Origin of the sequence: Paenibacillus methanolicus (assembly GCF_008124765.1) — a bacterium.
Taxonomy (GTDB): domain Bacteria; phylum Bacillota; class Bacilli; order Paenibacillales; family Paenibacillaceae; genus Paenibacillus_Z; species Paenibacillus_Z methanolicus.
The window spans coordinates 460,644-486,592 of the sequence record NZ_VNHS01000005.1 but is presented as its reverse complement, the minus strand read 5'-3'; the positions used below and the strand labels follow the sequence as shown (position 1 = coordinate 486,592).

General features: G+C 59.3%; 25 protein-coding genes. 6 read left to right on the top strand and 19 right to left on the bottom strand.

Features of this window, described 5'->3' with window-relative positions:
• Nucleotides 1–11: 11 nt before the first annotated feature.
• Complete coding sequence (locus tag BCM02_RS16075; RefSeq protein WP_342791313.1) at nucleotides 12–596, bottom strand: GNAT family N-acetyltransferase; 585 nt, start codon at nucleotides 594–596, stop codon at nucleotides 12–14.
• A 148-nt stretch (nucleotides 597–744) separates the two neighbouring features.
• Between BCM02_RS16075 and BCM02_RS16070 the strand changes: the two genes are divergently transcribed.
• Together BCM02_RS16070 and BCM02_RS16065 are read left to right on the top strand one after the other, a co-directional pair.
• Nucleotides 745–1,449 (top strand): DUF421 domain-containing protein, encoded by a 705-nt coding sequence (locus BCM02_RS16070; RefSeq protein ID WP_187434245.1) that lies wholly within the window; start codon nucleotides 745–747, stop codon nucleotides 1,447–1,449.
• Between the two features lie 68 nt (nucleotides 1,450–1,517).
• A complete protein-coding gene (locus BCM02_RS16065) occupies nucleotides 1,518–2,498 on the top strand; it encodes an asparaginase (protein WP_148930105.1) in 981 nt (326 codons plus the stop codon).
• 490 nt (nucleotides 2,499–2,988) lie between these two features.
• On the opposite strand, the gene BCM02_RS35295 is transcribed toward BCM02_RS16065, so the two are convergent.
• Nucleotides 2,989–4,158 (bottom strand): hypothetical protein, encoded by a 1,170-nt coding sequence (locus BCM02_RS35295; RefSeq protein ID WP_187434244.1) that lies wholly within the window; start codon nucleotides 4,156–4,158, stop codon nucleotides 2,989–2,991.
• On the bottom strand, nucleotides 4,145–4,693 hold the full coding sequence (locus tag BCM02_RS16055) for an RNA polymerase sigma factor (RefSeq protein ID WP_148930104.1): 549 nt from the start codon (nucleotides 4,691–4,693) through the stop codon (nucleotides 4,145–4,147). The genes BCM02_RS35295 and BCM02_RS16055 overlap by 14 nt, the downstream gene beginning before the upstream one ends.
• A gap of 154 nt (nucleotides 4,694–4,847) precedes the next feature.
• On the opposite strand from BCM02_RS16055, the gene BCM02_RS16050 reads away from it, so the two are divergent.
• Both BCM02_RS16050 and BCM02_RS16045 read left to right on the top strand, forming a co-directional pair.
• Nucleotides 4,848–5,255, top strand: a complete 408-nt coding sequence (locus BCM02_RS16050; protein ID WP_148930103.1) for a MerR family transcriptional regulator — start codon at nucleotides 4,848–4,850, stop codon at nucleotides 5,253–5,255.
• Complete coding sequence (locus BCM02_RS16045) at nucleotides 5,227–5,544, top strand: thioredoxin family protein (RefSeq protein WP_148930102.1); 318 nt, start codon at nucleotides 5,227–5,229, stop codon at nucleotides 5,542–5,544. Before BCM02_RS16050 ends, BCM02_RS16045 begins: the two co-directional genes overlap by 29 nt.
• A 535-nt stretch (nucleotides 5,545–6,079) precedes the next feature.
• Here BCM02_RS16045 and BCM02_RS16040 read toward each other — a convergent pair.
• From BCM02_RS16040 to BCM02_RS16030, 3 genes are all read right to left on the bottom strand, one after another.
• On the bottom strand, nucleotides 6,080–7,168 hold the full coding sequence (locus tag BCM02_RS16040) for a threonine aldolase family protein (RefSeq protein WP_148930101.1): 1,089 nt from the start codon (nucleotides 7,166–7,168) through the stop codon (nucleotides 6,080–6,082).
• A gap of 132 nt (nucleotides 7,169–7,300) precedes the next feature.
• Entirely contained in the window at nucleotides 7,301–9,475 is a 2,175-nt protein-coding gene (secD, locus tag BCM02_RS16035; protein ID WP_148930100.1) for a protein translocase subunit SecD, read from the bottom strand.
• 33 nt (nucleotides 9,476–9,508) lie between these two features.
• Complete coding sequence (locus tag BCM02_RS16030) at nucleotides 9,509–9,880, bottom strand: hypothetical protein (protein ID WP_148930099.1); 372 nt, start codon at nucleotides 9,878–9,880, stop codon at nucleotides 9,509–9,511.
• A gap of 466 nt (nucleotides 9,881–10,346) precedes the next feature.
• Between BCM02_RS16030 and BCM02_RS16025 the strand changes: the two genes are divergently transcribed.
• Nucleotides 10,347–11,300 (top strand): EamA family transporter, encoded by a 954-nt coding sequence (locus BCM02_RS16025; RefSeq protein ID WP_148930098.1) that lies wholly within the window; start codon nucleotides 10,347–10,349, stop codon nucleotides 11,298–11,300.
• A 102-nt stretch (nucleotides 11,301–11,402) separates the two neighbouring features.
• Here BCM02_RS16025 and BCM02_RS16020 read toward each other — a convergent pair whose 3' ends face one another.
• The 9 genes from BCM02_RS16020 to BCM02_RS15980 all read right to left on the bottom strand — a co-directional run bounded on the left by BCM02_RS16020 (nucleotide 11,403) and on the right by BCM02_RS15980 (nucleotide 20,227).
• Nucleotides 11,403–12,575: a CPBP family glutamic-type intramembrane protease gene (locus tag BCM02_RS16020; RefSeq protein WP_187434243.1), complete on the bottom strand. Its 1,173-nt coding sequence runs from the start codon at nucleotides 12,573–12,575 to the stop codon at nucleotides 11,403–11,405.
• A gap of 29 nt (nucleotides 12,576–12,604) precedes the next feature.
• Complete coding sequence (locus tag BCM02_RS16015; RefSeq protein WP_148930096.1) at nucleotides 12,605–13,855, bottom strand: glycosyltransferase family 2 protein; 1,251 nt, start codon at nucleotides 13,853–13,855, stop codon at nucleotides 12,605–12,607.
• A gap of 42 nt (nucleotides 13,856–13,897) precedes the next feature.
• Nucleotides 13,898–15,793 carry a DUF2334 domain-containing protein gene (locus BCM02_RS16010; protein WP_246183408.1) on the bottom strand — a complete coding sequence of 632 codons (1,896 nt, stop codon included), beginning with the start codon at nucleotides 15,791–15,793 and terminating at the stop codon, nucleotides 13,898–13,900.
• Between the two features lie 376 nt (nucleotides 15,794–16,169).
• Nucleotides 16,170–16,445 carry a YuzF family protein gene (locus BCM02_RS16005; protein ID WP_425466181.1) on the bottom strand — a complete coding sequence of 92 codons (276 nt, stop codon included), beginning with the start codon at nucleotides 16,443–16,445 and terminating at the stop codon, nucleotides 16,170–16,172.
• 95 nt (nucleotides 16,446–16,540) lie between these two features.
• A complete protein-coding gene (gene crcB / locus BCM02_RS16000) occupies nucleotides 16,541–16,897 on the bottom strand; it encodes a fluoride efflux transporter CrcB (protein ID WP_148930094.1) in 357 nt (118 codons plus the stop codon).
• Nucleotides 16,894–17,289 (bottom strand): fluoride efflux transporter CrcB, encoded by a 396-nt coding sequence (gene crcB / locus BCM02_RS15995; protein ID WP_148930093.1) that lies wholly within the window; start codon nucleotides 17,287–17,289, stop codon nucleotides 16,894–16,896. Before crcB (BCM02_RS15995) ends, crcB (BCM02_RS16000) begins: the two co-directional genes overlap by 4 nt.
• A gap of 79 nt (nucleotides 17,290–17,368) precedes the next feature.
• Nucleotides 17,369–17,911 (bottom strand): eCIS core domain-containing protein, encoded by a 543-nt coding sequence (locus tag BCM02_RS15990; RefSeq protein WP_222871013.1) that lies wholly within the window; start codon nucleotides 17,909–17,911, stop codon nucleotides 17,369–17,371.
• Nucleotides 17,912–18,011: 100 nt separating this feature from the next.
• On the bottom strand, nucleotides 18,012–19,232 hold the full coding sequence (locus BCM02_RS15985; protein ID WP_148930092.1) for an MFS transporter: 1,221 nt from the start codon (nucleotides 19,230–19,232) through the stop codon (nucleotides 18,012–18,014).
• 83 nt (nucleotides 19,233–19,315) lie between these two features.
• Complete coding sequence (locus tag BCM02_RS15980) at nucleotides 19,316–20,227, bottom strand: DMT family transporter (protein WP_148930091.1); 912 nt, start codon at nucleotides 20,225–20,227, stop codon at nucleotides 19,316–19,318.
• Nucleotides 20,228–20,393: 166 nt separating this feature from the next.
• Between BCM02_RS15980 and BCM02_RS15975 the strand changes: the two genes are divergently transcribed.
• Entirely contained in the window at nucleotides 20,394–20,966 is a 573-nt protein-coding gene (locus BCM02_RS15975) for a hypothetical protein (RefSeq protein ID WP_148930090.1), read from the top strand.
• An 11-nt stretch (nucleotides 20,967–20,977) separates the two neighbouring features.
• On the opposite strand, the gene BCM02_RS15970 is transcribed toward BCM02_RS15975, so the two are convergent.
• The 4 genes from BCM02_RS15970 to BCM02_RS15955 form a co-directional block, all read right to left on the bottom strand.
• Entirely contained in the window at nucleotides 20,978–22,300 is a 1,323-nt protein-coding gene (locus BCM02_RS15970) for a stalk domain-containing protein (protein WP_148930089.1), read from the bottom strand.
• Nucleotides 22,301–22,831, bottom strand: a complete 531-nt coding sequence (locus BCM02_RS15965) for a GNAT family N-acetyltransferase (protein WP_148930164.1) — start codon at nucleotides 22,829–22,831, stop codon at nucleotides 22,301–22,303.
• 290 nt (nucleotides 22,832–23,121) lie between these two features.
• The gene (locus BCM02_RS15960; protein WP_148930088.1) at nucleotides 23,122–25,266 is read right to left on the bottom strand and encodes a CBM96 family carbohydrate-binding protein; all 2,145 of its coding nucleotides are present in this window, start codon (nucleotides 25,264–25,266) and stop codon (nucleotides 23,122–23,124) included.
• 170 nt (nucleotides 25,267–25,436) lie between these two features.
• A complete protein-coding gene (locus tag BCM02_RS15955) occupies nucleotides 25,437–25,892 on the bottom strand; it encodes a hypothetical protein (RefSeq protein WP_148930087.1) in 456 nt (151 codons plus the stop codon).
• Nucleotides 25,893–25,949: the final 57 nt, after the last annotated feature.

The window sequence follows — 25,949 nt, the reverse complement described above, 5'->3', positions numbered from 1 at the left end:
CCTTCTTCGCGTTAAAATTCGATACCCCGTACTTTCGCGAACACGAGCGTGTCCCGATGCGAACCATCGACGCCGAGTTTCTCCATCCGAAGCAGCCCTTCCCGGGCGAACCCGCATCGCTCCGCCACCGCGGCGCTGCGAACGTTGCGCGCGTCGCAGCGGATCTCGATCCGGTTCGCCGCCAGATCCTCGGCCGCGAAGCTTACGATACGATGGACGGCTTCGGTGATGTAGCCTTGCCCGGTACAGCCGCTGCGCGCCCAGTAACCGATCTCGAATTTGCGCGCGTCCCAGTCGATCCGGTGCAGGCCGCTCGACCCGACGAGCCGTCCGGTTTCCTTCTCGATCAGCAGGAGCCACAAATCCGAACGGTCCAGGTAACGCGCCCGTCCTTCGCGGATGGTGATTTCCGACTGTTCGACGGTCGGCAGCTCGACCGCCCACGGCATCCAGGCGGAGAGTTCCGGCATGCTCTCGGCGACCGCTTCGTTCAGCATCGCCCCGTCGCCCCATCGCGGCGCCCGAATCAGCAGCCTGCCGCTTTCGAATTGCTCCGCCACCTCTAACAGCCGCGGGTGTACGTTTCTATCCTCCATCGCCATGCCCTCCTCCGCGAGATATAACTCCCACTATCGCATAAGATGCGAAACGTTGTCTATACGCACTTTCCCAGCTTATACATATTTCGCCTTGTCTTTGCGCATGCTCAGGGCAGTTCCCGTTATAAGCAGAGGAGGTGCGGCAATGCCCGACTGGCTGGAGGCCGCGGCACGCACGTTGACGGCCATCGTGATCCTGTTCTTCCTGACCAAGATGCTCGGCAAACGGCAGGTGTCCCAACTGTCGGTATTCGAATACATGACCGGCATAACGATCGGCAGTCTGGCCGCGTATGTCTCGATCAATCTAAGCACCCCGTGGTACCTCGGTCTCGTCTCGCTCGTCGTATGGGTATCGTTCTCGTACGGCATGGAATTCGCCCAGATGAAAAGCAAGCGGGTGCGAGCGTTCGTCGAAGGCAAAGCAACCGTGCTCATTCAGCAAGGCCGCGTGCTGGAAGCGAACATGCGGGAGGAACGGCTGACGACGGACGAGCTGCTCCAGGAGCTGCGCCGCAGCGGCGTATTTCGCCTGGCCGACGCGGAGTTCGCCTTAATGGAGACGAGCGGCGAGATCAACGTTATGACCGCCGGCGATACTAGACCGTTGACCAAGCGGGATTTCGGCATGCACACGGGGATGAAGCACGAACCGATCGCCGTCCTCATGGACGGCACCGTCATGGAGGAGCAGCTCGCGTCCATTCGACTCAACCGGGGCTGGCTCGACCACGAGCTGGCCCGGCGCGGCCTCGCCGCGGAAGACGTGTTCCTCGCGCAGCTCGATGCCGACGGCGAGCTCTATATCGACCTGTACCGCGACACGCCAGGCGCCGAGGATTCCGGGTAAGTCGGAAAAGATGCAAACCGCGGATGTCCAAGCTTATAATAGGGGTATTACCGCATGGGAGGCCCCTTATGAAACGAATTAAAATGCTGACGACCGGCGGCACGATCGCGATGCAGAGCAATCCCGAGACGGGCGTCGTCGAGCCGATCGAAGGCCATCATATGACAAGCTGGCTGGATCATAGCTCCAGTATCGATATGGAAGACGTCTTCAACAAGCCAAGCCCGCATTTGACGTTCGCCGACCTGCATCTGCTGCTGGGCAAGGTCAAAGCCAATCTGGACGACCCGCAGATCGACGGCATCGTCATCACCCACGGGACGGATACGCTGGAGGAAACCGCGTACTATCTCGATCTTCATCTATCGGTCGGCAAGCCGGTCGTGCTGACGGGCGCGATGCGCTCCTCGAACCAGATCGGCTCGGACGGTCCGACCAATCTGGTCAACGCCATCCGGACGGCGGCCAGCCCGGGCGCGGCGGGCAAAGGCGTGCTCGTCGTCTTCCAGGACGAGGTGCACGCGGCGCGTTACGTGACCAAGACGCATACGTCGAGTCTCTCCTCCTTCAAGTCGCCCGAATTCGGGCCGATCGGCTACGTGGAGAAGCTGCAGGCGGTGTTTCACTACAAGCCACGCCCGCAAGAGGACTATCCGGCGCCGGCCGAGATGAAGTCCGTCTACATCGTGAAGACGGCCATCGACATGGACAGCGCGATGATCGACTTCCTGATTACCCGCGGCATCTGCGGGCTCGTCATCGAAGCGTTCGGCCAAGGCAACGTGCCGCCGACGCTCATGCCGGGCATTAAGCGGGCGATCGGCGCGAACATTCCCGTCGTGCTCGTCAGCCGTTGCGGCAGCGGCCGCGTCCAGGACACGTACGGCTACGAAGGCGGCGGCCACAGCCTGAAGGAGCTCGGCGTCATGTTCTGCAATCATCTGAACGGGCCGAAGGCGAGAATCAAGCTCGCCTCGCTGCTCGCCGTGACGACGGACCAGGCGGCCATTCGCGATGCGTTCGAAGCGGAAGCGAGCATGCCCGAGTAGCGTACCTCTAGTCGAAGACCACGGCTTCCGCCAAGACGGGGGCCGTGGTTTATTTGTTCTTGTACAATTGCATTAATTGATAATTATTCTCATTGGATTGATAATGAATCTCATTTATAATGACAATCAAGGATGGCGCGCACTTAAGCCAACATCTTTACGCAATTTGAACATATCGATAACCAAGCGTTAACGCAGTCCCCTTACAATAAGCAGCATGGAGGTGAGAGGCATGTACTATGAAGAGGATCGAGTACCGTTCGACCAACCGGACGACATCGCGCACCCGCGCGAGGAATCCCACCAGGGCGGATCGAAACCGGAAGCCGTCTAAACGCGAAGCAGCTGTCTAAGACAGGTGCTTTTTCTTTGCTTCCGGGAAGGGAAGGAATGGATTCCGGCAGGCGAATTCAACGCCGAAGAGGCCTTGCATCCCGCTTCAAGAAGCGATGCAACAAGACCTCTCGGCTCGTGCTTTATCTGCGCGGCTTTACATGGGCTGCGTCAGGTACATCAACGCGACTTTGCCGTCTTTTATATAGAAATGCACCCGCAAGTAGTCTCCCCAGCGGTAGCTCCAGACGACGGCCGACTTCGAATTCGGCTCCCCGATGTTCTCGAGCAGCTCCGCTTCGGTCGACCCGAGGCCTACGCCGCTGTCCGTTCGATACCGATCATCGACGAAAAAGTAGCTGAGACTCATCGCAATAACGCCCTCTTCGTATATGACGACTTTTCTTGCTTCCCCGAACGTATCGTCGAAATACCCGATCTCTTCTTTCGGCGTCAGCTTGGCTGCTTCGGTCTCCCATTCGGGAAACAGCTTGCCGTCGACCTGCAGCAGGTCCGCATCGTAGCTTTCGTCGTTCGATACGACCTCGCTCCGATCCGATGCCAGCTGTTGTTCATCCCGGAAAGCCGCGATCTCCGCGAGCTTCGATTCCGGCTCGAGCAGCCGATGCATCAGCAGCAGCGTGTTCTCGTTCGCGTAGAACGGCTGTCCTTTCCACAGAATCGTATTGGTCGCCGCTTCGTAGGGGATCTCGTACACGCTGCCGCCGTCTCGGATGCGGAAATAAACGTCTTGGCGTTCATCCGACGCCGGCGCCTTGGCTTTCTCGAAATCCAATCCATACAGCGTCTGCATCAAATACGATTGCTCCATGACGCTTAGCTCGATGTCCTCGCCTCCGTCCGGCCGATGTACGCTGACGCCTTCCTGACGGTCGATATCGAACGGCAGCTGCTCGCGAAGCAATCCGATCAACGGCTCGGACTGCGCAGGAGGTTGCGGCTCAATCGCCTTCTTCGGGTCATCCGGCGTAGATTGCTCGTCGGGGGTTCTCTCCTCATGCGGCACGCTCGCTTCGTTCGTATTCGGCCGCTGCCCGTCATTCGGCTGCCCCGCCGTACGGCTCTGATCGTTTCTCAACCAACCCGTATACGGCCCCGCGGGCAGTATCCCCGTTACCAGCACGATCAACGCCAACGCGCCAGCCAAGACGGCCGCCATCCTCCCTTTACTGCCGTTGCTTCGCTTCTCGTTCATTCCTTTGGCCTCCCGCTCGATCCGCAGCATGTGCCGGGTCGTAAAGGTTCTTTGCCCGGCAGGCTCCGTAGCCTTCAACAGCTTTTCCCAATCGGCATTATACTCGTTCATAGGACGCGCCCGCCTCCTTCCAATAGACCGCGACTTTCTGCCTGGCCCGCGACAGCCGGGATTTGACCGTGCCTTCGGAGACGTCCAGCAGCTTCGCGATATCCTTCAGCGGCATTTCGTATTTGACGTGCAGCAGCAGCACTTCGCGAAACTTGACCGGCAGCTTCATGACCGCCTGCCAAAGGTCCGAGATCGCCGTCCGTTCCATGACCAGCCGCTCGGCCGACGGATTCGAGCCCTTGTTATCGATCCATGGCATAAGCGAAACTTTGCGAAAGAATGCGGTACGCCTGTAATTGATCGCGGTGTTCCGCGCTATCGTAAGCAGCCATGTCTTGATCGAAGACTCGCCGCGGAAACGGTCAATGTTGCGGTAGGCGCTCAGAAACACGTCTTGCGCGATATCGTCCGCCAGGTCGCGGCTCTTCGTCAGCACGAAGGCCACGTTCCATACGTCCTGCCCGTATTTCTCCATCAGCTCTCGGAACAATTCGTCGCTCATCGCGCTCAAATGTTTCCAGTGCGCTTCCTCCATCTCCTCACCTCCAAGCCATTAGACAACGAAAGCGATGAAGAAGTTCCCGATTTCCGGTAAAATGGAAAAATAAATTTCCGCTTGACCCTGACACTGATGTCAGCCTTTATACTAACGATGTACCCGTTTCCATCGACATTCCCGGGAGGACGACATGAAAATCGGTCAACTATCGGAGGCGACGGGCGTAAGCATCCGCTCGCTCCGTTACTATGAACAACAAGGTCTCATCGCGTCGATCCGCCAGGCCAACGGATACCGGACGTATTCGCCGCTTACGGTCGAAACCGTCGAAGCGATCAAGCTTTACTTGAATTTGGGACTGACGACGGAGCAGATCGCGGGCTTCCTTACCTGCGTCATCCAGAACAAGGAGGCGTTCTGCGCCGAGGTCATGCCCGTCTACGAGCGGAAGCTGGCCGAAATCGAGCGGCAAATCGTGCAGCTCAACCAAATCCGGACGAATCTCGTCGACCGGATGACGGCTTTGACCGCCGAACAAAACCGAACAATATGCGAGGAGTGTGGAGCCAATGACGATCCGAAGCGCAGCCAGTCATGACGAGCTGAAAAACATCGTGCAGGAAGGACTGGTGCTCGTCGATTACGGCGCGGCCTGGTGCCCGCCGTGCAAAGTGCTGCTGCCGATCCTGGAGGAGCTGGACCGCGACTTGGGCGGCGCCGCGACCATCGTGAAAGTGGATTGCGACGAGCTGCCGGACGCGGCTTCTGCCGCCGGCGTCATGAGCATGCCGACTGTCGTCGTCTACAAGGACGGCACCCCGATGGATAAGCTGGTCGGGCTGCGTCCGAAGGCGGCGTACCGCCAGACGCTGGACAAATATAGCTGAGGATAAAAAGGGCTTCGCCCTCTGGACACCCTTTTCGTGCTGGCGCGCTTGTTCGCGGTCGGCGATTGGGCCTGAGCGGGGCACGCTTTTGTCCTGCCGGACAAAGCTTCCGTGGGTGTTGAAGTTCGTCCTAAGACATATGTATGTGCGTAAGCCGATCTACTATAGCATCGGCTGGCTTCACCAGCCGTTTTTCCTTAACCTGACAGCATTGCCCTCCGCCGAAGAGAACCAGAGGATTAGCATCCTCTGGACTCTGCTCATTAGCGTGACTAGGGGCGCGGCCGTCTTCGATGTGTGCTTCGAGCTGCGTTCGTGACGTTATGCCTTGGGGTGGTATCCTGTAGGCGTATACGTTTGATGCGGCTCCGTGCTGACCTTCGCTTTCGTCCGCTTTTGCGGACACGCTTTACGTGACACACAGATCTTCCTAAATAGAACAAAGGGCTTACCCGCGCGGGGAAGCCCTTTGTTCTTGCTACGTCTGAATGGTTCGGTTGAGGTTGGGCTGGATAACGAGCTGTCTCCGGACCGCCTAGCCGAGCGTCTCGTCCAACAGCTTGAACGCCTGCTCCAGCTTCTCCTCCGGAATCAAGTCCAGTCGGTCGCCGATACTGAGCTCAAAACAGCTGCCTTCGCCTCTCGGCTTCACATAACTAGATAGCCCGACGCCGCTCGCTCGCGCGACTGAGACGAGCGCGTCTTCCACCTGCTCCGGCGGCAGCGCGATGTGAACGTGGAACATATTCGTGACCGGCACCTCGGGCACCGTGACGACGCGCCGACAGGCATTGAACAGGCGAGCCGCCTTCTCCGCGCCGGCCCAATAATGGGCCATCTTGTCCACGCGCCGATCGAAGTAATAGTCCGCGGTAACGATGTACGGATACAAGCTGATCAAATCCCCGCCATGTCTTCTTTTCCACACGGCCGACTCCTCGGAAAAATCGGACTCTCCCGCCAAAATCGCGCCCGCGATGCCGCCGATCCCTTTGTAGAACGAGATATAGACGCTGTCGAACAACGCGCAAATTTCGGCTGCGGTCTTCCCGTAATAAGGGAGGACCTCGAATAATCTCGCGCCGTCGAGATGAAGCTTGATGCCGCGATCCCGGCAGTGGACGGCGATCGCCTCCAGCTCCTCGTACGCCGGCAACTGCCCGCCGATCTCTCGCTGCGGCAGCTCCAACAGCAGACAGGCGACGTCCTCCGGCATGCCGGTCACGTCGTCCAGCCGGATGAGCCGGTCCGCGTCCGCCAGCAAGACCGGTTCAAGTCCGTGCAGTTCGTGCAAGCCCCGCTGCTCGTGAATCTCGAGATGGCTCAGCGGATGATAGGCGACCCGCTTGGACGATTTACGGTCGCTCCAAATGCGGAGCGCGATCTGCTGGGCCATCGTGCCGCTCGGGAAGAAGACCGCCGATGGTTTGCCCAGGTAACCGGCCATCTTGCGTTCCAAGTCGCCGATCACTTTGCCTTGTCCGTACATATCGGCGTCGGTCTCGCCGTCCACCGATGCGAAGGCTTCCTTCAGAATGTCCATATTGCGGGGGCCGTGGCCGCCGAGCTTATATTCCGCTTGTTGAAAAACGGATGCTAATGAATGCGTATTCGATGAGTACATATTACGAATCTCCCTTCTATCCGGAACGGCTAGCATTGCGGAACAGCTCTATATAAGTTCATTCAACTCGTATATTATAGCACCTTGGGAAAAGAAAGAGGCCTTCCACGGATATGGAAGACCTCTCCAGCTTTATTCTTGCGGTTTGCTCTCTTCCGCCGGCTTGCGGCCGATCGAGTTCTTCTTCAGCAGCAGCCATACTTGCGCCGCGATGTAGATCGACGAATACATGCCCACGGCAAGGCCGAGCGTCATCGCCATCGAGAACAGCGCGATGGACTTGCTGCCGAACAACATCAGGATGAACGAGGCGACCAGCACGGTCAGGCCGGTATTGATCGAACGCGTCAGCGTCTGTGAAATACTCACGTTGACGAGTCTGGCCAGATCGTCGAACGTACGGATTTTGGCAAAGCGCAAATTCTCGCGGATCCGGTCGAAAATGACGATCGTATCGTTGATCGAATAGCCGATGATCGTCAAAATCGCGGCAATGAATGTCAGGTTGACCTCGAGCCGGAAGATCGAGAAAATGCTGACGACGACGAACACGTCGTGGAACAGCGCCACGATGCCCGCCACCGCGAACCGCCATTCGAACCGGATGCTGACCAGAATGATAATGCCGATGCTCGCGAACAAAATCGCGTAGATCGCCTTCACCGCCAGCTCCCGCGCGATGCCCGGGTCGACGGTGTTCTCCTCGATCGAGACGCCGTCGCCGTATTTCTCGACGAACAGCGCTTTGATCGCCTTCACTTCGCCCTTATCGGAATCGAGCACCCGATCGAACCGGGCGGTTACGCGCTCGCTGCCTTCGCCGCCTACGGTGAGCGTCTCGGGCATAATGCCCGCTTGCTCGAACAACGCTTCGGCATCGGCCTTGGTGACGGACTTGCCGACGACCATGTCGAGACTCGTGCCCGCCTTGAAGTCGACGCCGTAGTTCAAGTTGAACACGAGCAGGAATACGAGACCCAGCACGGTAATTCCGCCGGAGATCGCGAAGAACACATTGCGGAGCTTGGTGAAATTGAAAATGCGATAGTAACCATCTTCATAACCCGACTTGGCCGAGAGCTTCTGGATGTCGGACGGCTTGACGCCGTAGTATTTGCTCTTGCTCAGCCAGCCGGTGCCGATGAACAGCTTCAGCAGGAAACGCGACAGATAGACGTTAGTCGCCATGCTTAGAATGTTGCTGAGAATGAGCGTCAACGCGAAGCCTTGAATCGCCCCGGTACCGACGAAATACAGGACGCCAGCGGCGACGATCGTCGTGACGTTCGCGTCGAGAATGGTGCGGAACGAGCTCTTCGAGCCGGCTTTCATCGCCGATAAGAGACTCTTGCCGGTGCGCATCTCTTCGCGAATCCGCTCGGCGGTAATGATATTCGCGTCGACCGCCATGCCGATGCCGAGCACGAACGCCGCGATGCCCGGCAGCGTCAGCGTCGCCTGCATCCAGTAGTACAGAACGAGCAGGCCCCAGTTATAGATGATCAGCGTGATACAGGCAATGAAGCCCGGCACGCGGTACACGAACAGCATGAACAGCAGGATGAATACGGTGGCGATCACGCCGGCCAGCAGCGTCTGCTCCAGCGATTGCTGCCCGAGGCTCGCGCCGACGGACTGCGTGTATTTCTCGGTCAGCTTGAGCGGCAGCGCGCCCATGTTGATGATGTCCGCCAGTTCTTTCGCTTCGGTCATCGTGTAGTTGCCGCTGATCGTGGCGCTTCCCGCGCTGAGGATGTCCTGGACGACTGGATTGGAGAGCATACGGTCGTCTAAATAGATCGACAGTTCCTGTCCGAGCAACCGCTGAGATACTTCGCGAAGCTTATCCTTATCCTTCACTTCGATGAGGATCATCGGCTGGTTCATATCGTCCAAGGCCACTTCCGCCGCGCCTTCGACGAAATCGCTGCCGAGCAGCTCCTTCTTGCCGTCCGGCCCGCGGAAGGTCAGCTCCGCCGGCTTCTTCATCATCTCCCGGACGGTTTCCTCGTCCTGGACGCCCGCGATTCGCGCGCGGATGCGGTTCGTGCCCTCGGTCGTCACCTCGGGTTCCGTCACGCCGAAGGAATCGGCGCGTTTGGCCAAACTCTTGGCGGTCTGCTGAAGGGCTTCCTTCGTCACCGTGCCGCCTTCTTCGATCGGCTGCGCTTCGTACAAAATCTCGAAGCCGCCTTTAAGGTCCAAACCTAATTTGATGCCGTTCAATATCGTCGGGCTTGTCGTGAACACGACGGCCAGCGAAATGAGCGCCGTCAGCAGAAAACCTGCTATTCTACTTCCTCTCATCGTTAACATCCCTTCGTTAGTTAGCTTCTATCTTCAACGAAGAACCACGAGGATGGCCACGAACACGCTCGTCATCTGGATCGGCGCGAGCAGCCGGTGACGCAATAAAATCGCGATGGCGTCGCTGCCGGTGCGTCCTAGCTGCGCGAACGGCCTTCGCGTTCGATAAATCGAAGCCGCCAGCCATAACCCGCCCAGCGCGAGAGGGACAACCTTCGGGTCGCTTACGGGCTTGGCCGCTCCCGCGGCATGCACGCCCTGCTCGGATCCCATCCGCGCTCCGCCCACCTCCACCCGGTGCGGATGGCCGGTTAGCGCGGGAGCGAGCAGCAGCGTCAACATGCCGAGCAGCGTGACCGCGGTCCATGTATAAGGCACGGCTTTGCGCCAGCTTGCCTGCGTCATTCTAATTGTCCTCCTTTCATGGGCGAGCATAAAAAAACAGGCTTGCATGCAGCCGCAAGTCTGCGAGATTGCTAGAGAATCCGCATGCTATACGGATGAGCAGGCGATTGGTTTCATTTTTTAGCAGCGTTTTCAAATTTGCTGGAGACGGTTCCGCCGAAGGTTGATCGCCATGATGCGCATGCGCGCATGCGCTACTTCCCAACAAACGGCTATTGACACCCTCTAACTCGTCATGTAATATTTATCCCGGTGCAGCGCGCGTACCATCATAACCGCATACTTACTATCGTATAACCTCGCAAAATGCCCGTCTCGGGCAAGGGTGAGGGTTTCTACGGGAAGCCTTAACTTCCTAACTACGACGCCAGCCGCTCATCCTAACGATGACCGCTGACGGTCGGAGTTAGGATTTTTTTGTTGGCTGGAATTAGGGTAAGGAAATCAAGGAGGTCTATACAAAAGCATGAAATACTTATTATCCGTCTTTCTCGGGGCCGTCAGTTACGGCATCCTTTCGACCATTGTCGTGACCGCTTACGGCAAGGGATATGATCTCGGCGAAGTCGTCGGCAGCCAGCTGCTGACCGGCTTCCTGCTCTCGTGGGGCCTTGCGCTGTGGACCAAATACCGCAGCCGCCGCTTGGCGAAGACGAATCCTGCCGCCGCGGCCAAAGCCGCGAGCCAGGAGCAGAAGCTCACCTGGAAGCACCGTCTGATTCTGATGGCCGCCGGCACGCCGACCGCCATTACCGGCCTGGTGTATTACCATTCGCTGCGTTATATTCCGGCCTCGCTCGCCATTCTGCTGCTGTTCCAATTCACGTGGATCGGCGTACTGATGCAGGCGATCAGCCAGCGCAAACGTCCGAACGGCATTATGCTGCTGACGCTGGCCGTCTTGTTCGGCGGCACGATGCTCGCAGCCGGCCTTCTGGAGCAGGGCGCCTCGAACTTCAATCTGCTCGGCGTCATGTTCGGCCTCATGGCCGCGGTCAGCTATTCGCTGTTCATTCTGTTCAGCGGCAAGGCGGTGCCGGCCGCGAATCCGGTCTATCGCAGCGCGTGGATGCTGACCGGCGGTCTGATGCTCGTCTTCATCTTATTCCCGCCGGCATTCCTGTTCAACGGCGTCATCTTGGGCGACCTGCTGCTGATCGGCTTCCTGCTCGGCCTGTTCGGCGCCTTCATCCCGCCGCTGCTGTTCGCCGTCGGCGTGCCGCACATCGGCGAAGGCATGTCGAGCATCCTCGGCGCTTCCGAGCTGCCGGTAGCGGTCGCGCTCTCGTCCATCGTGCTGCATGAGCACGTCAGTCCGCTGCAATGGGCGGGCGTCGCGCTCGTCTTGCTCGGCGTCGCGCTGCCGGAGCTGTATAAACAAAGGAAACAATCCGGTACGGGAAGCGTCTTATCTTCATAAGCGATAAGCTGTCCTTCATTTGTCCCACCATCATAAAATAACGACAAGAACCTCCCGACGCCTGATGGCGTCCGGGAGGTTCTTTTTGCTAACTGCGCCATGCTAAAATAATGCCCACCAAATTTTATCGATGCCGACCACGAAGAAAATCCACACGCCGACTAGAATATGCGAGAACGAGGCGCCCAAGAGGGAGTTTTGCCGCGCGTACATCCATCCCCAGTACAGCCCCGGGAACAGCGTCAGCAGCGCGAACGTCAAATTCAAGTGCGCGTGCGCCATGGCGAACAGCAAGTTCGACAGAATGATGGCCAGCCATACCCGTTTGTTCGACGGCGGAAGAAAATTTTGCAAGGCGGATTGAATGCCGCTGCGCGAAATAAATTCCTGGATGGGGCAGAATACGGCGTAAGCGACGCCATAGACGAGCATCGTCTTATCGAATTCGCCATTCGCCACTTGCCTTACGATACTAAACACCGTGTCGTCGATTTCCGGATGGAGCAGCAGCACGATCCATTTGAGAATGGCAATCCCCGCAAGCAGCGGCACCGTCAGCAGGAACGACTCGCCGAGCACCTTCCGCCAGTTCGCCAGCGTCAACCCGAACATGGAAGGCGGGTAACCGCTCCGCCGAATGAGCACGTACATCGCGGTCGCCATGATGGCCAGAATAGCAATCGAGATCCAATTCGATCCCCACTGGATGACCAAGTCCATTAAGGTCCGGAACGAGAGCGTGTAGATCGCGAGCAGAAACAAGATGTTCACCGTGAACATGCCCATGGCGATCTGCGCTTTGCTAGCCGCGAGCTCCTTGCGCATCGACGCCACCGTCACCTGGTTCGTCGTATTCAGCTTGGCGGAGAGATCCCGCGATATGTTGCTAAGCAGCTTGACGCGCAACGCGTCATTCGCGTTATTGTGCCAAATCGGCTCAAAGTCGATGCGGATTACCGTCGCCGGTTCGTATGACCTGATCGTCGCCGTACGGGTGCCGTCCGCATCCGCGAGAAGCGCCATCTCGCCTGCGCTTGCCCCTTGCTCCAACCGCACGATGACGTAACTCTCCCCGGTCTCGGCGTTGCGCTTGAGCACCTCCGCGCCGCCTTGGACGAGAAGCACCACCGATTTGTCCGCGTCCCCTTCGCGAATCAGTTCCGTGCCCGCTTCCACCTCCAGCCAATGCGCCGATGCGGTCACGCGCGCCAGCTCGTCCGGCGTCAGATGCGCCATGAGCGGATGCGCGCCCAAAAACGCCGCGATGTTGTTCATCCGTACCAACTCCCCTTTCGCCATGATGGTCACGACTTCGGTACCGTCACGTCTTCAATGCGCATCGCGCGCGTATGCACCGTATGATTCCACGATTTGTTCCGGCTCGTGAAGAAGGCGATGAACGTCAGCGGCAGCCACGTCAGCTGGAAAATCGGATAGACCGGGATTCCAAGATACGCCTTCCAGGGCTTCTTCTCGATAAACAGCACAAGCGGCGTCTGCAGGAAGATGGCGATGTGAATCCCCCACCAGACCCAGTCGGGCGCAAGCTGCCGGATGCCGAGCTGCTCGAACAGCGGCGTCGCGACCTGTAGGTAGAGCATGACCGAAATACTGGCCAGGAAGAGGAAGCGGAACGGCTGGAACAAATAGAGCACCGCGTCGAACTTGGCGAAACTCCGGTGCCGGATCGCGCTCTTGAGCAGCGGCCATGTGAACCGTCTCGCGCAGTCGAAATGGCCCCGCATCCAGCGCAGCCGCTGCCGGTACGAGCTCATCATCGTAATCGGCTTCTCGTCATATACGATTGCGTTGTTCGCCCATGTAGGCGCGATGCCCCGCTCGACGCAGCGGGCCGTGAACTCCACGTCCTCCGTCAGCGAGTGGGCGTTCCAGCCCATCTCCTTCAGCAAGGCGGACTCGAAGCACATGCCGGTGCCGGCCAGCGTGTTGGCCATGCCCAGGTTGTACCTCGCCAGCTGCCACATCCGGTTGATGTACCAGTAGGTGATCGCGTACGAGATCGAGACCCATGAATCGTAAGGATTCTTCGTCTCTACATAGCCTTGCACGACGCGTTTGCCCTGCAGCAGCTTCTCGTTCATCTCGGCCAAATAATTCAGACTGACGAGGTTGTCCGCATCGAAGACGACGACCGCGTCGTATTGCCGCTCGCCCGTCCACAGCTTGCCGAGCAGCCATTCAATGGCATGTCCCTTGCCTTTGTTCGTCAAATCGCGGCGTTCCATCGGCGTAAGGCCATGCTCGCGGACGATGTCCGCCGTCCGGTCCGTACAGTTGTCGCAGATGACGAATAGGTCGTAAAGCTCCTTCGGGTAATCCAGGTTCTTCAAATTGTCGAGCAGCGGCGCTATTACCTTCTCTTCGTTGTGCGCGGCGACGACGACGGCGAACGACTTCTGCGGCGGCCGAGGCGGCCCCTCCTTCTTCGCGCGGAATCCCGCAAAGCTGAGCAGCGATTGGTAGACGCCGATAAAGCAAATGATCGCTTGAATCACTATGCATATGAGGTTAAAGCCAAATTGAATGGCGTGCATCGTACTTCTGTCCCTTCCTCATGGTGTATACGGCTTGCTTATTTATTGAAAAGATAGCGCGACGTCCATCACGCCCTCGGATTTCTCAAATGCGGCGATATCCGCCTTCCCGTTGCCGTCGAAGTCGGCCGCGAGCGGGACGCGTCCGCTGCCGGCGGCCCATGGCCCGAACGCGTTGTCCATTGCGCGGAAGGAGCCGTCGCCTTGGCCGGCATAGACCTGCCAGACGCCGCGTCTTGGTTTGTGCACGATCAGATCGTCGCGCCCGTCGCCGTTGGAATCCGCGACCAGCACGTTCGAACCCGCCTCGCGGCTCAGATTTAGCGATGCGGCTTGCGCGAGCATGCCGCCGCCTGACAAGTAGGCCGTGATCGGCTCGGTTGGCTCGGTCGGTAGTAAGAGCAGATCGTCCTGCTCGTCATCATCGAGACGCGCGCTCGCGATGGAGGCGCCTTCGGGCGCGGCCACGCCGGTGTCCGTCCAGGCCAAGGAGCCGCCCGAGCGCGAAATTGCGATCACGCGGCGGTCTTCTGCGCGGACCGCGATCCAGCTTCCGCCGCCCGCGCATGCGTCCGCGCAGCCTTGAAGCTGCGTCAATCCCGGCGGCAGCTTGCCGAGCTCCGCAGGATACGCCCTACCGCCGGCGGCGTAGCCGACAGCCTGCAGGATGCCGCTCTCTTGCTCGTAGATGATCAGCTCCGCCCTGCCGTCCCCATGGATATCGGACAGCAGCAGTTGCTCGCCTTCGTCGTAATCCCGCGTCAGCCACGTCGCCGCTTGATGCTGCAGCTGATTGCGCGGCCAGCCGAACGCCCCTTCGCTAATCTCGATGCGCCCCGCTCGCGCCGTCACGACGTCAGCCATCCCGTCTCCGGTGACGTCTCCGATCAACGGCGATTCTATCGCGTCTTGGACGACGAAACGGTTCGCCGGCGAGAATGGCACCGCATCGTGCAGCCGGATGAACCGGTAGCCTTGGCCGGAAAGTCCGGCGACGAGACGGTGGAGCAGCGTCGGCTCGTTGCTTCGGTATCGATAAACAGGCAGCCCGTCGCGATACATCGTTTGGCCTTGTTCGTCCGTCGCCGCCTCCAAATGCTTGAATTCCAGAAACGGATGGAAGTATAAGGAGGCCAACCCGTCGTACCCGTCCGTCTTCTTCAGCAAACGATCGACCGAGGCGTCGTCCGTCAAATAACCGAGCGGGGCCGGCACGTAGACCGAGCCGTTAGTGATGCCGCCGTATGTATTCATGCTCTCGTAGACGTTGAAATCCCTGAACGTGCGGATCGAGTATAGGTCGGGTTCGTACAAGACCCCTATGTAGGAGCGGAACACTTCTTCCTGCTCGCGGGTGTCCTTGTAGTGGGGCGATTCCCAAAAAGCGGGGGTGAGCCCGGCTTTGCGGAACGCCTCCAAGCTGCGCTCGATCCGTTCGGCGGCATAACCAGGCTCGAACGTCTCGTCCGCGCCCGGCACTTTGAACTCGCGCGCGAGACCGGATATGTGGTTGTCGTCGTCGCGCGTCTCGCTCCCGTACTGATGCGTGTAGCCATGCATGCCGAGCACGGCGCCGCGCTTCTGCGCGGTCTGCAGCAGGCGGATGAACCGCGCGGTGAACGCGTCCGGCGAATGATCGTCGATCCCCCGTTCGGTCCACGTCCCGTCGTCTTCCTCATGGATCGATCGCGAGATGACCGTCATGTGGAACGGGATATTGAGACTGTCCAATTCGTCCAGCACCGCTCTAAGCTTTCCTAGTCCTTCCGGCGTCCCGTATTCCCCTCCGGGCTCGATATCTTCCAGCCGAAGCATGGCATGGTGTTTGTTTTTATTCGGGTACGCGTTCGTCCCGGAGTTGTCGTACGCATAATAAGCGATCGCGGCCGCCCCGAGCAGCGCGACCGGATAGATCAGCTTTTTGCACTTGCGGAGCATTCGAATCAAGAATAACCCTCCCATTGTCGCATAGCCGGGAAGTCTTTCTCTCTCCTTCCCGCCCAGCTGACGAGAGTTAGTATAAAACATTTCCCAGGCCGCGAATAGGGCGAGTTTAGGCTTTTCGCCTTAATTTTGAATAAAACTTGAGAACTAGACTGTGACGGCGTTCGACAGATATAGACAATCACTAAATTCCGGTAGGCAGGGAGGTGTACAGGGGGATTTTGCGGTAAAAACGATTGGCTTCCGGTGTCGGGGCGATAGCGACCTGATCGTCGCTATTGATGCAGGAACGGAGCGGGCAATGGACACAAAAGCGCGCATGCCCCCTCTCCAGGAACACGCGCGCTCTTCTACCCCCGCTGCGCGAGCATCAGTCCGGCATTATCCAGACGATCTCCGCGATCCGCACGAAAAACGTATTGTTACGCGCCCGCAGCGCGACGTGGTCCGGCTTGCAGCCCTGCACGACGCCTTCGATGCGGCCGCGCGTCGTCTCGATGACGACGTATTGGCCCATGCAGCCCTGAAGCGTTTCGACGACGAAGGGGTCGACGGGGTTCACCGTGACAGGACCGCCAAACATCGGCTGCGACGGCGGCTGTCCGCCTTGATGATAAGAATACGACGGCATTCCGTAAGGATTCACGAACTCACCCCTCCAGTGGATTGAACGGCACATCGTTATTATATGCAGCCGCCCAAAGAGAGGGATGGGCGCCTCCCTCCGGCGTAGTCGCTCACCTAAAAGAACGCCAAGCCCAAGCCGGCCGACGCCAGACCGAGGACGACCGAGGACAGTACATACAGCGCCGCCCGCCTTGTTTGACCGTTCGAGACGAGTTGGACCGTCTCATGCCCGAACGTCGAGAACGTCGTATACGCCCCGCAAAATCCCGTACCCAGCGTCAGCCAAACGCCTTCGCTCAGACGACCTGCCTCGTGCAGCCCGAACAAGATGCCGAGCAGCAAGGAGCCGGATATATTAATCGCCCATGTCCCCCATGGAAAGGAGGACCCGGTGCGGGCATTCATCCACTTGCCCCCATAAAAGCGCGCAAGCGTCCCCGCAACGCCCCCGAGCCCGATCAGCCAAATCATGATGCCGCCTCCTCTTGACCGCGGCGCGGCCTTCGGCCCAATCGCGAGCCGGCGAAAGAGAGGGCAAGCCCGCCGCCGACGCTAAGCAAGATGTAGAGTCCCGCCGTGACCGCATGCCCGGTCCGGAGCAAATCCGCCGATTGGACGGAGAACGTGGAGAACGTCGTGAACGCCCCCATTACGCCTGTCCCAAGCCCTAGACGGATTTGCGGGGGAGTGCTCCACCTTTCCGGCGTCGCCGCGAATAGCACGCCCAGCGCAAAACAGCCAAACAAGTTAATAATCAGAATGCCGAGCGAAAAACCGTCCCCGAGCGTCGGAATCGCCTCGCCCAGCCAATATCGAAGCAGCGTGCCGGCGAAGCCGCCGGCCGCTAGCGCGATGCCATTCATATTCGTCGCCTCTTCCTATGCACGAAAATAAACTCCTCCCCGCCAGGAGGCGAAAGAGGAGTTAGAAGCGTTGCCGTACCTATTCCAGTTTGAACTGAGCGGCGCGGCTGCCCATCTCGTCCGCTTCGCTTTCCAGCGCCTCGTCGTCGTTGATCGGCTTGCCGCCGATCTCGGCCGTCGGCTTCACGCGCCCTTGCTTCTGCTGCACGAGATGCCACGCCTCATGCGGCAAATGCTTCTCCTGACCCGGGCCGACATGAATATCCGTCCCTTGGGCGTACGCGAGCGCGCCGACTTCCCTCGGCTTCGAGGAGTTGGCGTGCACTTGCACGTTATCCATCGAATACCCGCTCAAACTCTCGATGCCCGCCTTCAAATTCTCCGGCAGTCCGCCGCGCTCTCCCTTCGCCTGCAGAACCGGCCGCGCGCCCTCGCTCCCGATGCGGCTCGACTGCATGAGCTGCATGGCGATCTGATTGCCGACCGCGCGCTGCAGCTGCGTGATCGCGCCCGCGGACGCGGGAATGCCCGTATGCCGCGACAGCTGCGCGGGCGCTTGATGCCGTGAAGACGATGGCGCGGATGGCTGCCGCTCTCCGCTTCTGTTCGTATACTGATGCAAAGTCCGCCGACCCCTTTTATCCCGATTGCGTATGATGGACGCTAAATCTTTTCCTCATTATAGCATTAAACACAAGAAAAGAACGGGGAACTTTGCCCTCCTATGCTTGTTCGGCCGGCAGCGTGCGGCGAAGGCGAAGCGCCAGCATGCCCGACAACAGGAACAGCCCGCCGGCCGTCAAGTAAGTCGCGCGAACGCCGAACAAGTCCGTGACCAGACCCATGATCATGACGGATACGCCGAAGGTTATCGAGAGCAGCGTCCCCTGCGCGGCGTACACGCTCGCCAGCTCCTCGGCTTTGACCCGCGTCTGGAAAATCGTGCGCTGCGCGATATCCCGCATTTGGAACGCCGGACCCATAAGCAGGCATAGCAGCAGCGCGACGGGCGACGACGACGTGAGGGCGAACATGACGGTCATCGCCGCGATCGCCAGCGACCCCGCAATCATCGCGGGAATTAACCGGCCTTCGATCCTTCTCGAGAACAGCATGACGAGCAAGCCGCCCGAGATCGTGCCTGCGAAATAGGCGGCGTTCATAAAGCCGAACCAGTCCGAGCCTTGGCCGAGAACATCCTCGACGTAGATGAGCAGGACCGCCGCTACCCATACGCCGTTGGCGATGCTCTCGGTCACATCCATCGTCGTCACGACGCGTAATATCGGACGGTTCCAAATCGCGCTCCAGCCGGATTTCATCGTGCTCCAGTTGGATTTATCCCGCGCGTCCTTCCCGCTGCTTGGCTCCGCATCCGCAAACCGGATGAACCAAACCGCGGCCAATGCCGCCGCCATGATGGCCACGGCCGCCCAGAAGCTGCCGGAGCGCCCGGTCCACGCGATGACGATACCGCCGAGCGCCCAGCCGGCCATCATGACCGTCTGGTCCGTCGTGGACATCAGCCCGTTCGCCTTGACGAGCAGCGATTCGGGCACCAGTCGCGGCAGCACGGCATCCTTCGCGGGTCCCGCCCAGCCCTTGAAGAACGCGAAACCGAAAAGCAGCGCCAATAGCGGAACAATCCCCGATTCGAATGCGTAGGATCCCACCATCGACGCAATAAGCAGCATGAACAAGATTTCCCCCGCCACGCTGCCGACCAGCACGCTGCGCAGCGGATAGCGCCGCAGCACGAGCGGCGCGATCATGCCGCTCGCGAACATGGCGGCAACCCGAACGATCGGCACCATCCCCGTCATGAAAGCCGAGTCCGTCGCTTCGTTCACCAGCACGATCAACGTGAGCGTGAAGAGCACGTCGGCCAAGTTAACGGCCGCCTCGGCGGCTAACAACAAATAATAATTCCGGCCCAGTCTCATTTAGGATTCGCACCTCCTATGTCGAAGCTTACAGCGACCTCATAAGGAAGCTTTACGGCGGACGAAGACGGGTTATTCCACTCCTATCCATCGCTCCTTCTACGAGAAAAGAAACGGATGCGCCCTGCGGGCATGCTGAGCAGGATGAGGAGCGCCGCCATGCCGTCGGTCGGCGTAAGCGGCTCGCCGAGCAGGATGAAGATAAACGCCAGCGTCACGACCGGAGTGAAAAAGGTAAAGCCGGCGATCAGCGTCGCCGGAGAATGCGAGAGCGCCCGGAGGTAGAGGAAGAAGCCGAGCACGACATTGCTCATGGCGAGCCAGAACGCGCCGTAGAAGTCCGCACGCGCAGGCCATGCGAACCCGGAATTCATCGCGAGCGCGCATATGGCGAGGAGCAGGGAGAAGCAGGTGATCGCGAAGGCGCTCAGCACCGCGTCCTGCTTGTTCCATTTGAGCAAATTCGTAAACACGCCCCAGCTGACCGCCGCGCCGATCGCATACAGATCGCCGGCGAGATCGGTGAAGCGAAGCCGCGCCATATTTCCCTCCGTCATCAGCAGCCAGGTTCCCGCCAGTCCCATCAGCACGGCGACCGCGGTGCCGCCCGTCGGTCTCTCCTTGTTCATGGGCAGCGCGAGCACCACGATGAAGATCGGGAACAAATAGTTCAGCATGGAGGCTTCGACCGCGGGAATGCGCTCCAGCGCTTTGAAATAAAGAAAGTCGTACAGAAAAGTGAAGAGTCCGCAAGCTGCCAAAATCAGCCACGCCTTGAACGTCCACCTTCTAACCGCGGACCAGCCGCCACGGCTGAGCACGATCAACGCGAAGACGGCCGCGCCGATCCCGTACATATAGAACAACAGTTGATAACTATCCAACCGGCCGAGCAGCAGCTTGCTGACGGCCGCCACCGAGCCCCACATGAGGAGCAGGATCGGCATAAGGACATAAGGATTCGTGGACCAGGCTTTCTGGTGTTGCGCATGCATGTCTAGTTGTCCTCCAATGATGTCTTGCGAATTGGCGATAACTCCCGCAGGCCGACCGTTTACAGCGCGATTGCACATCGCTTATGCTACATACATAGGACATAAGACCCGCTTAAGCGATGTGCGCCGGCCGCAGGCCGAGCGTGACGGAAGGAGGTTTCGCGGCATGAGCGAGTTCAGCGAGAGCTATCATTTATTCGCGGCCGAGCAGGCGGACGGCATGAAGCTGCTGCGACGCGGTTTCACGCCAGGTTACGTGTTCCCGGCGGGCAACAACTGGGTGACGATTCTGCCCAAAGGCGCGGCATTCCGGCCGAACCGCAGGCTGATCGCCGCCAATAAAGGGACGCTCGTCCATCTGATTCACGCGGAGGACCATGGCTGGTCGTTCAGCGTTTATGACGGAAACAAGCGCGCCTGTCATTATGCGTGCACGTGGGAAGAAGAAATCGAGATCGATCAGGACGGATACGACCGCGGCCGGGTCGTCGAGCTGATTAACGCCAATCCTCGCAGACCTCGGACGGTAAAACCGCTCGATATTACCCGGATTCTCTATGTAAGCGACTTCGACGACATCGCGGACCGCGACCCAGTCGGCCAGCTGGCGGAGCTGCTCGCGCTGGAGAATTATGCCTGGCTCTCCTACGATTACATGCACCGGGAAACGCGCGATAATCCGGCCTTGCTCGAAGCGCAAGGGATTAAGCGGGCGAGGGGGCTGTTAGGGTTGTGGTAACGCGAGTTTAATTAGGTCTCGTCGCTGCCGTCGAGCGCCAGCCGGATCATGGCCGCCATGCCCGTGAATTGCTCCTCCGAGGTATACTCCGAAACGAACGAAATCGTGCCGTCCTTCATGGACTGCGGCACCTTCGCGTAGCCGATCTGAACGTCGTTGATGAAAATCCTAATCGTCGATTCGATATTCGAATCCGTCATGCGTTCCGATAGCGCCTGATCCTTAAAAGCAAATTCGAGCTGCTTCCGCACTTCGGAGGAGGAGTCGGGCTCAATGTATCCGCTCAAATCATCACCGGTTGCCAGAATGTCTCCCTTGCGATCCTTGAAATAGATTTGCAACCCGCTGTGCGGGCGTAACAGTCGAAGCGTATCCATGTAATCTTGAATAGCGTCATCATTAAAGCTCAGCCCGAATATTTGCAATCGAATCGGGGAGTAGAGCAGTCCATGGACGGCATGGTCGATCGGCTGCCAGCCTTCCCTGCCGCCTGGCAGCGTGGAAATAAGCGTCGGATCCGCGCCCTGGTCCAGCAAATACTGAACGACTTCCGTCCGACCGTAGCCCGCAGCTCCATGAAGCAGCGTGTAACCCGCGCTAGACATGATGACATCCGCATATCGATCCTCCCGGTAATCGACGGGAAAACCCGCTTCGATCAACGCTTTCGTTACCGGGAGATTCTCGGACGCGAACGTATACGGCTGAATCCCGTCGACCCCCATCGGCAGAGCTGCCGCCCGCCAATCGCGCAGCAGCCGCTTCACAGCCTCGGCATCACCGTCCATAATGGCCCTGTTCAGCTGGTTCTGCGAATGAGACAGCGCCCATATGACGTTGATCCCGCCGCCTTTGTAAAATTGCATCTCTCCGCCGCTAGCCTCGATCACGAAACGAAGCGGTATGTAGACCGTGTTCTTCTCCTCGCGAAGAGGCACGGCAAGCATCGTCGCCTTCCCGCCTACGAATGCCTCTCTTGCGTTCAATTTCACTCGAATCGGCTTCTCTCCGCCCGAGATCGTCCATTCTTTGCCTACCGCCGACCACGTCAGCGCTAACTTCAACGCGCTTGCGGCTTGGCGAAGTCCGACCATATTCTCGCCTTTACCCGCCACGGTCACCGTCTTGTACGCGGTCTTCTGACCGTCGATATAGAGCGCCGGCGAAGTTTGGTCGCTAGCCGTGGCCGCGGCGTTCAGCATCGTCAACGGCAAACATGTCATGAACAGTGCGATTGCGAGCAGACTTCTTGCCGTCATCACTGCCATGCCCCTTGTTCGCCGGTCGGCGTTGATGCCATTCCCTGTATTCGCGTTCTGCTTCCAGTACCTCATTCATTCGTCTCCTGTTCCTCTGTCTTGCTCGGCTGCACCCTCCGTATCGCCTGTCCCAACTTTCCCGATCGGCTCGAAAACGGTATATCCTCCCTTGCGCGGCTGTCCGATGCGTTTGTTGAGCACGAGCTTGTCGTCCGGCGCGTAACCCGAGCGCACATAGGCCGTAATGGCGGGTCCGTTGTCCCGGCCGGTCAACACGCGGACGTCCGAGACTCCGCGCGCCTCAAGCATTCGCTCCAGGAAGGCGACGAGCGCGGCGCCTGCGCCGATCCGACGCGCCCCCTCTTCAACGAACAGCTCGGTAATTTCGCCGTGCGGCTTCGGATAGCAGAACGATTCGACGACCTGCGCGCACGCGAACCCGACGACGCGCGCTTCCTGCACCGCGACGGCGACCAGCTCTCCGCCATTGCGAGCGAGCTGCGCCCGGATGTCCTCGGGCGATCGCCCAACTCCATTGAATGCGTCATTCAAACGCGCCAAATCCGCCGCGTCCCGCGCGGCGGCCAAACGAATTTCAGGCTTCATCACGAACGATTCCTCCCTTGGTCATGCAGGCTTGTCTCTCCCAATGGGTTGCTAGTTAGACGTATGCAGTCGAGAGATTAGTAGATAGCTACAACTACTATATCAGACTATCGGAGAGGAATGATCGATTTGGTCGAACCCCGTCAACTTCGGATATGCAAAACCTCCGGCGCGCGGAAGAACGCGACACCGGAGGTTGGTTGTTAGCCCTGGCAAAGCCATTCGAAAAGGCGAGCGGCCAGCGCGCGGATAAGGGATTGCGGCCCCCGCGTGCTCGCCTACCCGGCGCCTTACGAAATAACCAGCTGCGGCTGGCCCGCGGAGGCTTCCTTGGCGTTAAACTGAACGTCGCCTTTGCTGCTCGCCGCGCCTTCATTGATCAGCAGTATCGACACCTGCTTGTCGTTCATGTTCGCGTTCACGAGCGCGGTCACGTCGATCTCGATCCACACGCCCGCCGTATTGGCGATGTTCGCGGATGAACCAGCCGTCGCGCCGGCAGGCGCGTTGTTCCACGTGATGGCCGCCTCGGTCCAACTCTCGTCGGTGCTGTAGGCCTTCAGCGTGCGCACCGCGTCGGTATTGACCGCGTTAACGTAGAGCCGCAGCTTCGCCGAGGAGGCCGTCGTGCCGGCGAACGCGGAGAAGTTGAACTTCAGGTAGGCTTTGCGCGCATAGCCGGAAGCATCCGCTTTGACCATCAGGTTCGGATCGGAGCCGTAATTGACCGCCGCGTAAGAGCCGCTCCGGACGAAGACGTCCGCGGAGGGCGCGAACGCCTGCCCCGTCTGCGCCACGCTCGTCTCGTGCGCGCCGATATCGGCCGAGCCGACGTAGAGCGGGTTACCCCAGAAGTCTTTGCCGCCATTGCTTGCCATCGCGAGCCCTTGGTTAATCAGCGGCGAATTGGCGTTCAGCTTGTAGCCGGCGAGCGTACCGAGCCCGTTGCCGCCTGCGCCGCCGTTTACGAACGACGGATTGGACGTGATTTTGCCCGCATCCGCCGGTTCCGTCGACGGGTGTATGCCGCCCGCTTCGTAGAACGCGTTGTTGCCGAATACCGCCGCGTCCGCCCAGTTCACGGTGCCCCAATTGGTCGTCGCGCTCGCGTTATGGTTGTAGAAAATGTTATTGTACAGGCGAAGTCCGGCCGCGGCCGGGAACGCGTCGTCCGCGGTCATTTTGGCCTTGGCGCCGTCGTAGTAATAGATGTTGTTGTAGATGAGGGCCGGCGTCTTCTCCTTGGAGCTGATCCACTTGATGAAATAGCCGTCGTTCTCGCTGATGTTGTAGCGGAACACGTCGCCCTCGTTGCTGCCCATCAACAGCAGGAAGCCTTGCGGATTATCGTGGGAATAGTTGTACTGGAACGTCGTGTTTTTCAAATACAGGTCGAAGTCGTACGCCATGCCGTCCTGGTTGCTCGCCGGACCGCCGTACACCTCGTTGTATTGGAACACGTTGTTCTGCGCGACCGTATTCCAGATGCCCGCGATCGCCGTCGTGACGAGCGTGCCGAAATTGGACACCGTGTTGCGCTCGACGAGCGCGCCGTCCGCGCAGCGCACGACGATGCCGTCGCCTCCGATGCTCGTCAGCGTGTTGTTGCCCACGTATACGTTCGTGTCCCAGTTGCCGTATTTCAGCGCGGACGTCGTGCTGAAGGAGTCGTCGCTCAAGTACAGGCTGTGATCGGTAAGCCGGATGCCGGAGCGGTCGACTTTGCGGATCGTGTTGTTCTCGATGCGAATGTCGTTGAAGCGCGCGACCGTCGCCTGCGCCTTGTCGTACGTGCCGACGATCGTGCCGATAATGCCGCCGTTCGCCTTCGCCCCCGGATTGTTGTAGCCGTCCACGTCGTGCACGTCGACGCCTCGGACGTAGATATGGTTGTATACGCGGTCGCTCGCGTTGGCGTCGATCGTGAAGTAGACGCCCGCCCGCAGCGCCGTGGACGTATTGTTGTCGACGCTCAAATTCTCGTCGTTGCTTACGTCGAGGTTGTTAATCTCCCAATACTCTTGGTTCTTGAGGAAGACGGTGCCCGTGTTGTACGTCGTCGTCGAACCGGAGACCGTCTGCGTGAAGCTCGAACCGCCGCCGTTAATGCTCGGCTTCGCGCCGGTGCCGTACTTGTCGATGACGATCGGACTGCCCGCCGCGCCCGAGCCCTTCGGCCACAGCTGGCCGGTCCACGAGCCGCCGGACTTGAACAAAATGCGGTCCCCGGGGCCGAACGTCGTGCCGTTCACCTTGCTCAGCGACTTCCAGGCCGCCCCCTCGCTCGTACCCGCGTTGCCGTCGTTGCCCGCGGCCGAATCGACGTAATACGTCGTCCCGGCGGCCGCGACCGGCTGCGGCGACCAAGCCGCCTCGGCGGCGATCGGCGATGCGAGCAGCAGCGCGGCTAGCGCGATTTTGATCCCACTCTTCATTAACAATCCCTCCTATAAAGGAATAGATGATTTCTTGCCTTCCTCATTGTAACCGCTTTCAAGTATGTGCAGTGTTCATTATTTCGACTTTTGTGTGCAGGATGATGACTTCGGAGGCTGTCGGTCGCTTCGACAGCCTTGTCCTGTTCTTGCGACGAGCTCTTAGAAGCTCACTCCCGCATGTCGCCATGGCGTACGATGGCCGGACGGCGCGAACGCAGCGCCTTCAGCTGCAAGCCCGCCCATAGCAGAAGAGACGGCGCGATAAACAGCGGCAGCATCGCGCGCATCCGGAAGTCGAAATCAAACGCGTCGAACAGCGCGAAGAAATAGAGATGATAGCCCATATAAATCATCCAGTTGAACCCCATCTGGCCCGGGAAGAACCAGCATAATAAACCGATAATCAGGCCGATCGCGCTAACCGAGATGACGGATAGCAGATTCGCGCCCGCCGAGGCCGACGAAATCAGGGAGGCATAGCTTAGCCCGATATAAGCGACCGCGGCGAAGCCGACGATCATTACGGTGAAGCCGCCTTGAACGCCTGTCGCGCCGATCAATAGCAGCGATACCAGAAGCACCGCAACGTGTATAGACAGCGAGACCAGATTATTCCGTATCATGTTGCCCTCCTCGCGAAACGTTTTCCTCATTTTACCACCCGCGTTCGCCGCCGACAA

What these genes read in the sequence shown, in the direction of transcription:
- BCM02_RS16075 (WP_342791313.1), bottom strand. Translation starts at nt 596, where the DNA reads ATGGAGGATAGAAACGTACACCCGCGGCTGTTAGAGGTGGCGGAGCAA.
- BCM02_RS16070 (WP_187434245.1), top strand. Translation starts at nt 745, where the DNA reads ATGCCCGACTGGCTGGAGGCCGCGGCACGCACGTTGACGGCCATCGTG.
- BCM02_RS16065 (WP_148930105.1), top strand. Translation starts at nt 1,518, where the DNA reads ATGAAACGAATTAAAATGCTGACGACCGGCGGCACGATCGCGATGCAG.
- BCM02_RS35295 (WP_187434244.1), bottom strand. Translation starts at nt 4,158, where the DNA reads ATGAACGAGTATAATGCCGATTGGGAAAAGCTGTTGAAGGCTACGGAG.
- BCM02_RS16055 (WP_148930104.1), bottom strand. Translation starts at nt 4,693, where the DNA reads ATGGAGGAAGCGCACTGGAAACATTTGAGCGCGATGAGCGACGAATTG.
- BCM02_RS16050 (WP_148930103.1), top strand. Translation starts at nt 4,848, where the DNA reads ATGAAAATCGGTCAACTATCGGAGGCGACGGGCGTAAGCATCCGCTCG.
- BCM02_RS16045 (WP_148930102.1), top strand. Translation starts at nt 5,227, where the DNA reads ATGACGATCCGAAGCGCAGCCAGTCATGACGAGCTGAAAAACATCGTG.
- BCM02_RS16040 (WP_148930101.1), bottom strand. Translation starts at nt 7,168, where the DNA reads ATGTACTCATCGAATACGCATTCATTAGCATCCGTTTTTCAACAAGCG.
- secD (WP_148930100.1), bottom strand. Translation starts at nt 9,475, where the DNA reads ATGAGAGGAAGTAGAATAGCAGGTTTTCTGCTGACGGCGCTCATTTCG.
- BCM02_RS16030 (WP_148930099.1), bottom strand. Translation starts at nt 9,880, where the DNA reads ATGACGCAGGCAAGCTGGCGCAAAGCCGTGCCTTATACATGGACCGCG.
- BCM02_RS16025 (WP_148930098.1), top strand. Translation starts at nt 10,347, where the DNA reads ATGAAATACTTATTATCCGTCTTTCTCGGGGCCGTCAGTTACGGCATC.
- BCM02_RS16020 (WP_187434243.1), bottom strand. Translation starts at nt 12,575, where the DNA reads ATGAACAACATCGCGGCGTTTTTGGGCGCGCATCCGCTCATGGCGCAT.
- BCM02_RS16015 (WP_148930096.1), bottom strand. Translation starts at nt 13,855, where the DNA reads ATGCACGCCATTCAATTTGGCTTTAACCTCATATGCATAGTGATTCAA.
- BCM02_RS16010 (WP_246183408.1), bottom strand. Translation starts at nt 15,793, where the DNA reads ATGCTCCGCAAGTGCAAAAAGCTGATCTATCCGGTCGCGCTGCTCGGG.
- crcB (WP_148930094.1), bottom strand. Translation starts at nt 16,897, where the DNA reads ATGATTTGGCTGATCGGGCTCGGGGGCGTTGCGGGGACGCTTGCGCGC.
- crcB (WP_148930093.1), bottom strand. Translation starts at nt 17,289, where the DNA reads ATGAATGGCATCGCGCTAGCGGCCGGCGGCTTCGCCGGCACGCTGCTT.
- BCM02_RS15985 (WP_148930092.1), bottom strand. Translation starts at nt 19,232, where the DNA reads ATGAGACTGGGCCGGAATTATTATTTGTTGTTAGCCGCCGAGGCGGCC.
- BCM02_RS15980 (WP_148930091.1), bottom strand. Translation starts at nt 20,227, where the DNA reads ATGCATGCGCAACACCAGAAAGCCTGGTCCACGAATCCTTATGTCCTT.
- BCM02_RS15975 (WP_148930090.1), top strand. Translation starts at nt 20,394, where the DNA reads ATGAGCGAGTTCAGCGAGAGCTATCATTTATTCGCGGCCGAGCAGGCG.
- BCM02_RS15970 (WP_148930089.1), bottom strand. Translation starts at nt 22,300, where the DNA reads ATGAGGTACTGGAAGCAGAACGCGAATACAGGGAATGGCATCAACGCC.
- BCM02_RS15965 (WP_148930164.1), bottom strand. Translation starts at nt 22,831, where the DNA reads ATGAAGCCTGAAATTCGTTTGGCCGCCGCGCGGGACGCGGCGGATTTG.
- BCM02_RS15960 (WP_148930088.1), bottom strand. Translation starts at nt 25,266, where the DNA reads ATGAAGAGTGGGATCAAAATCGCGCTAGCCGCGCTGCTGCTCGCATCG.
- BCM02_RS15955 (WP_148930087.1), bottom strand. Translation starts at nt 25,892, where the DNA reads ATGATACGGAATAATCTGGTCTCGCTGTCTATACACGTTGCGGTGCTT.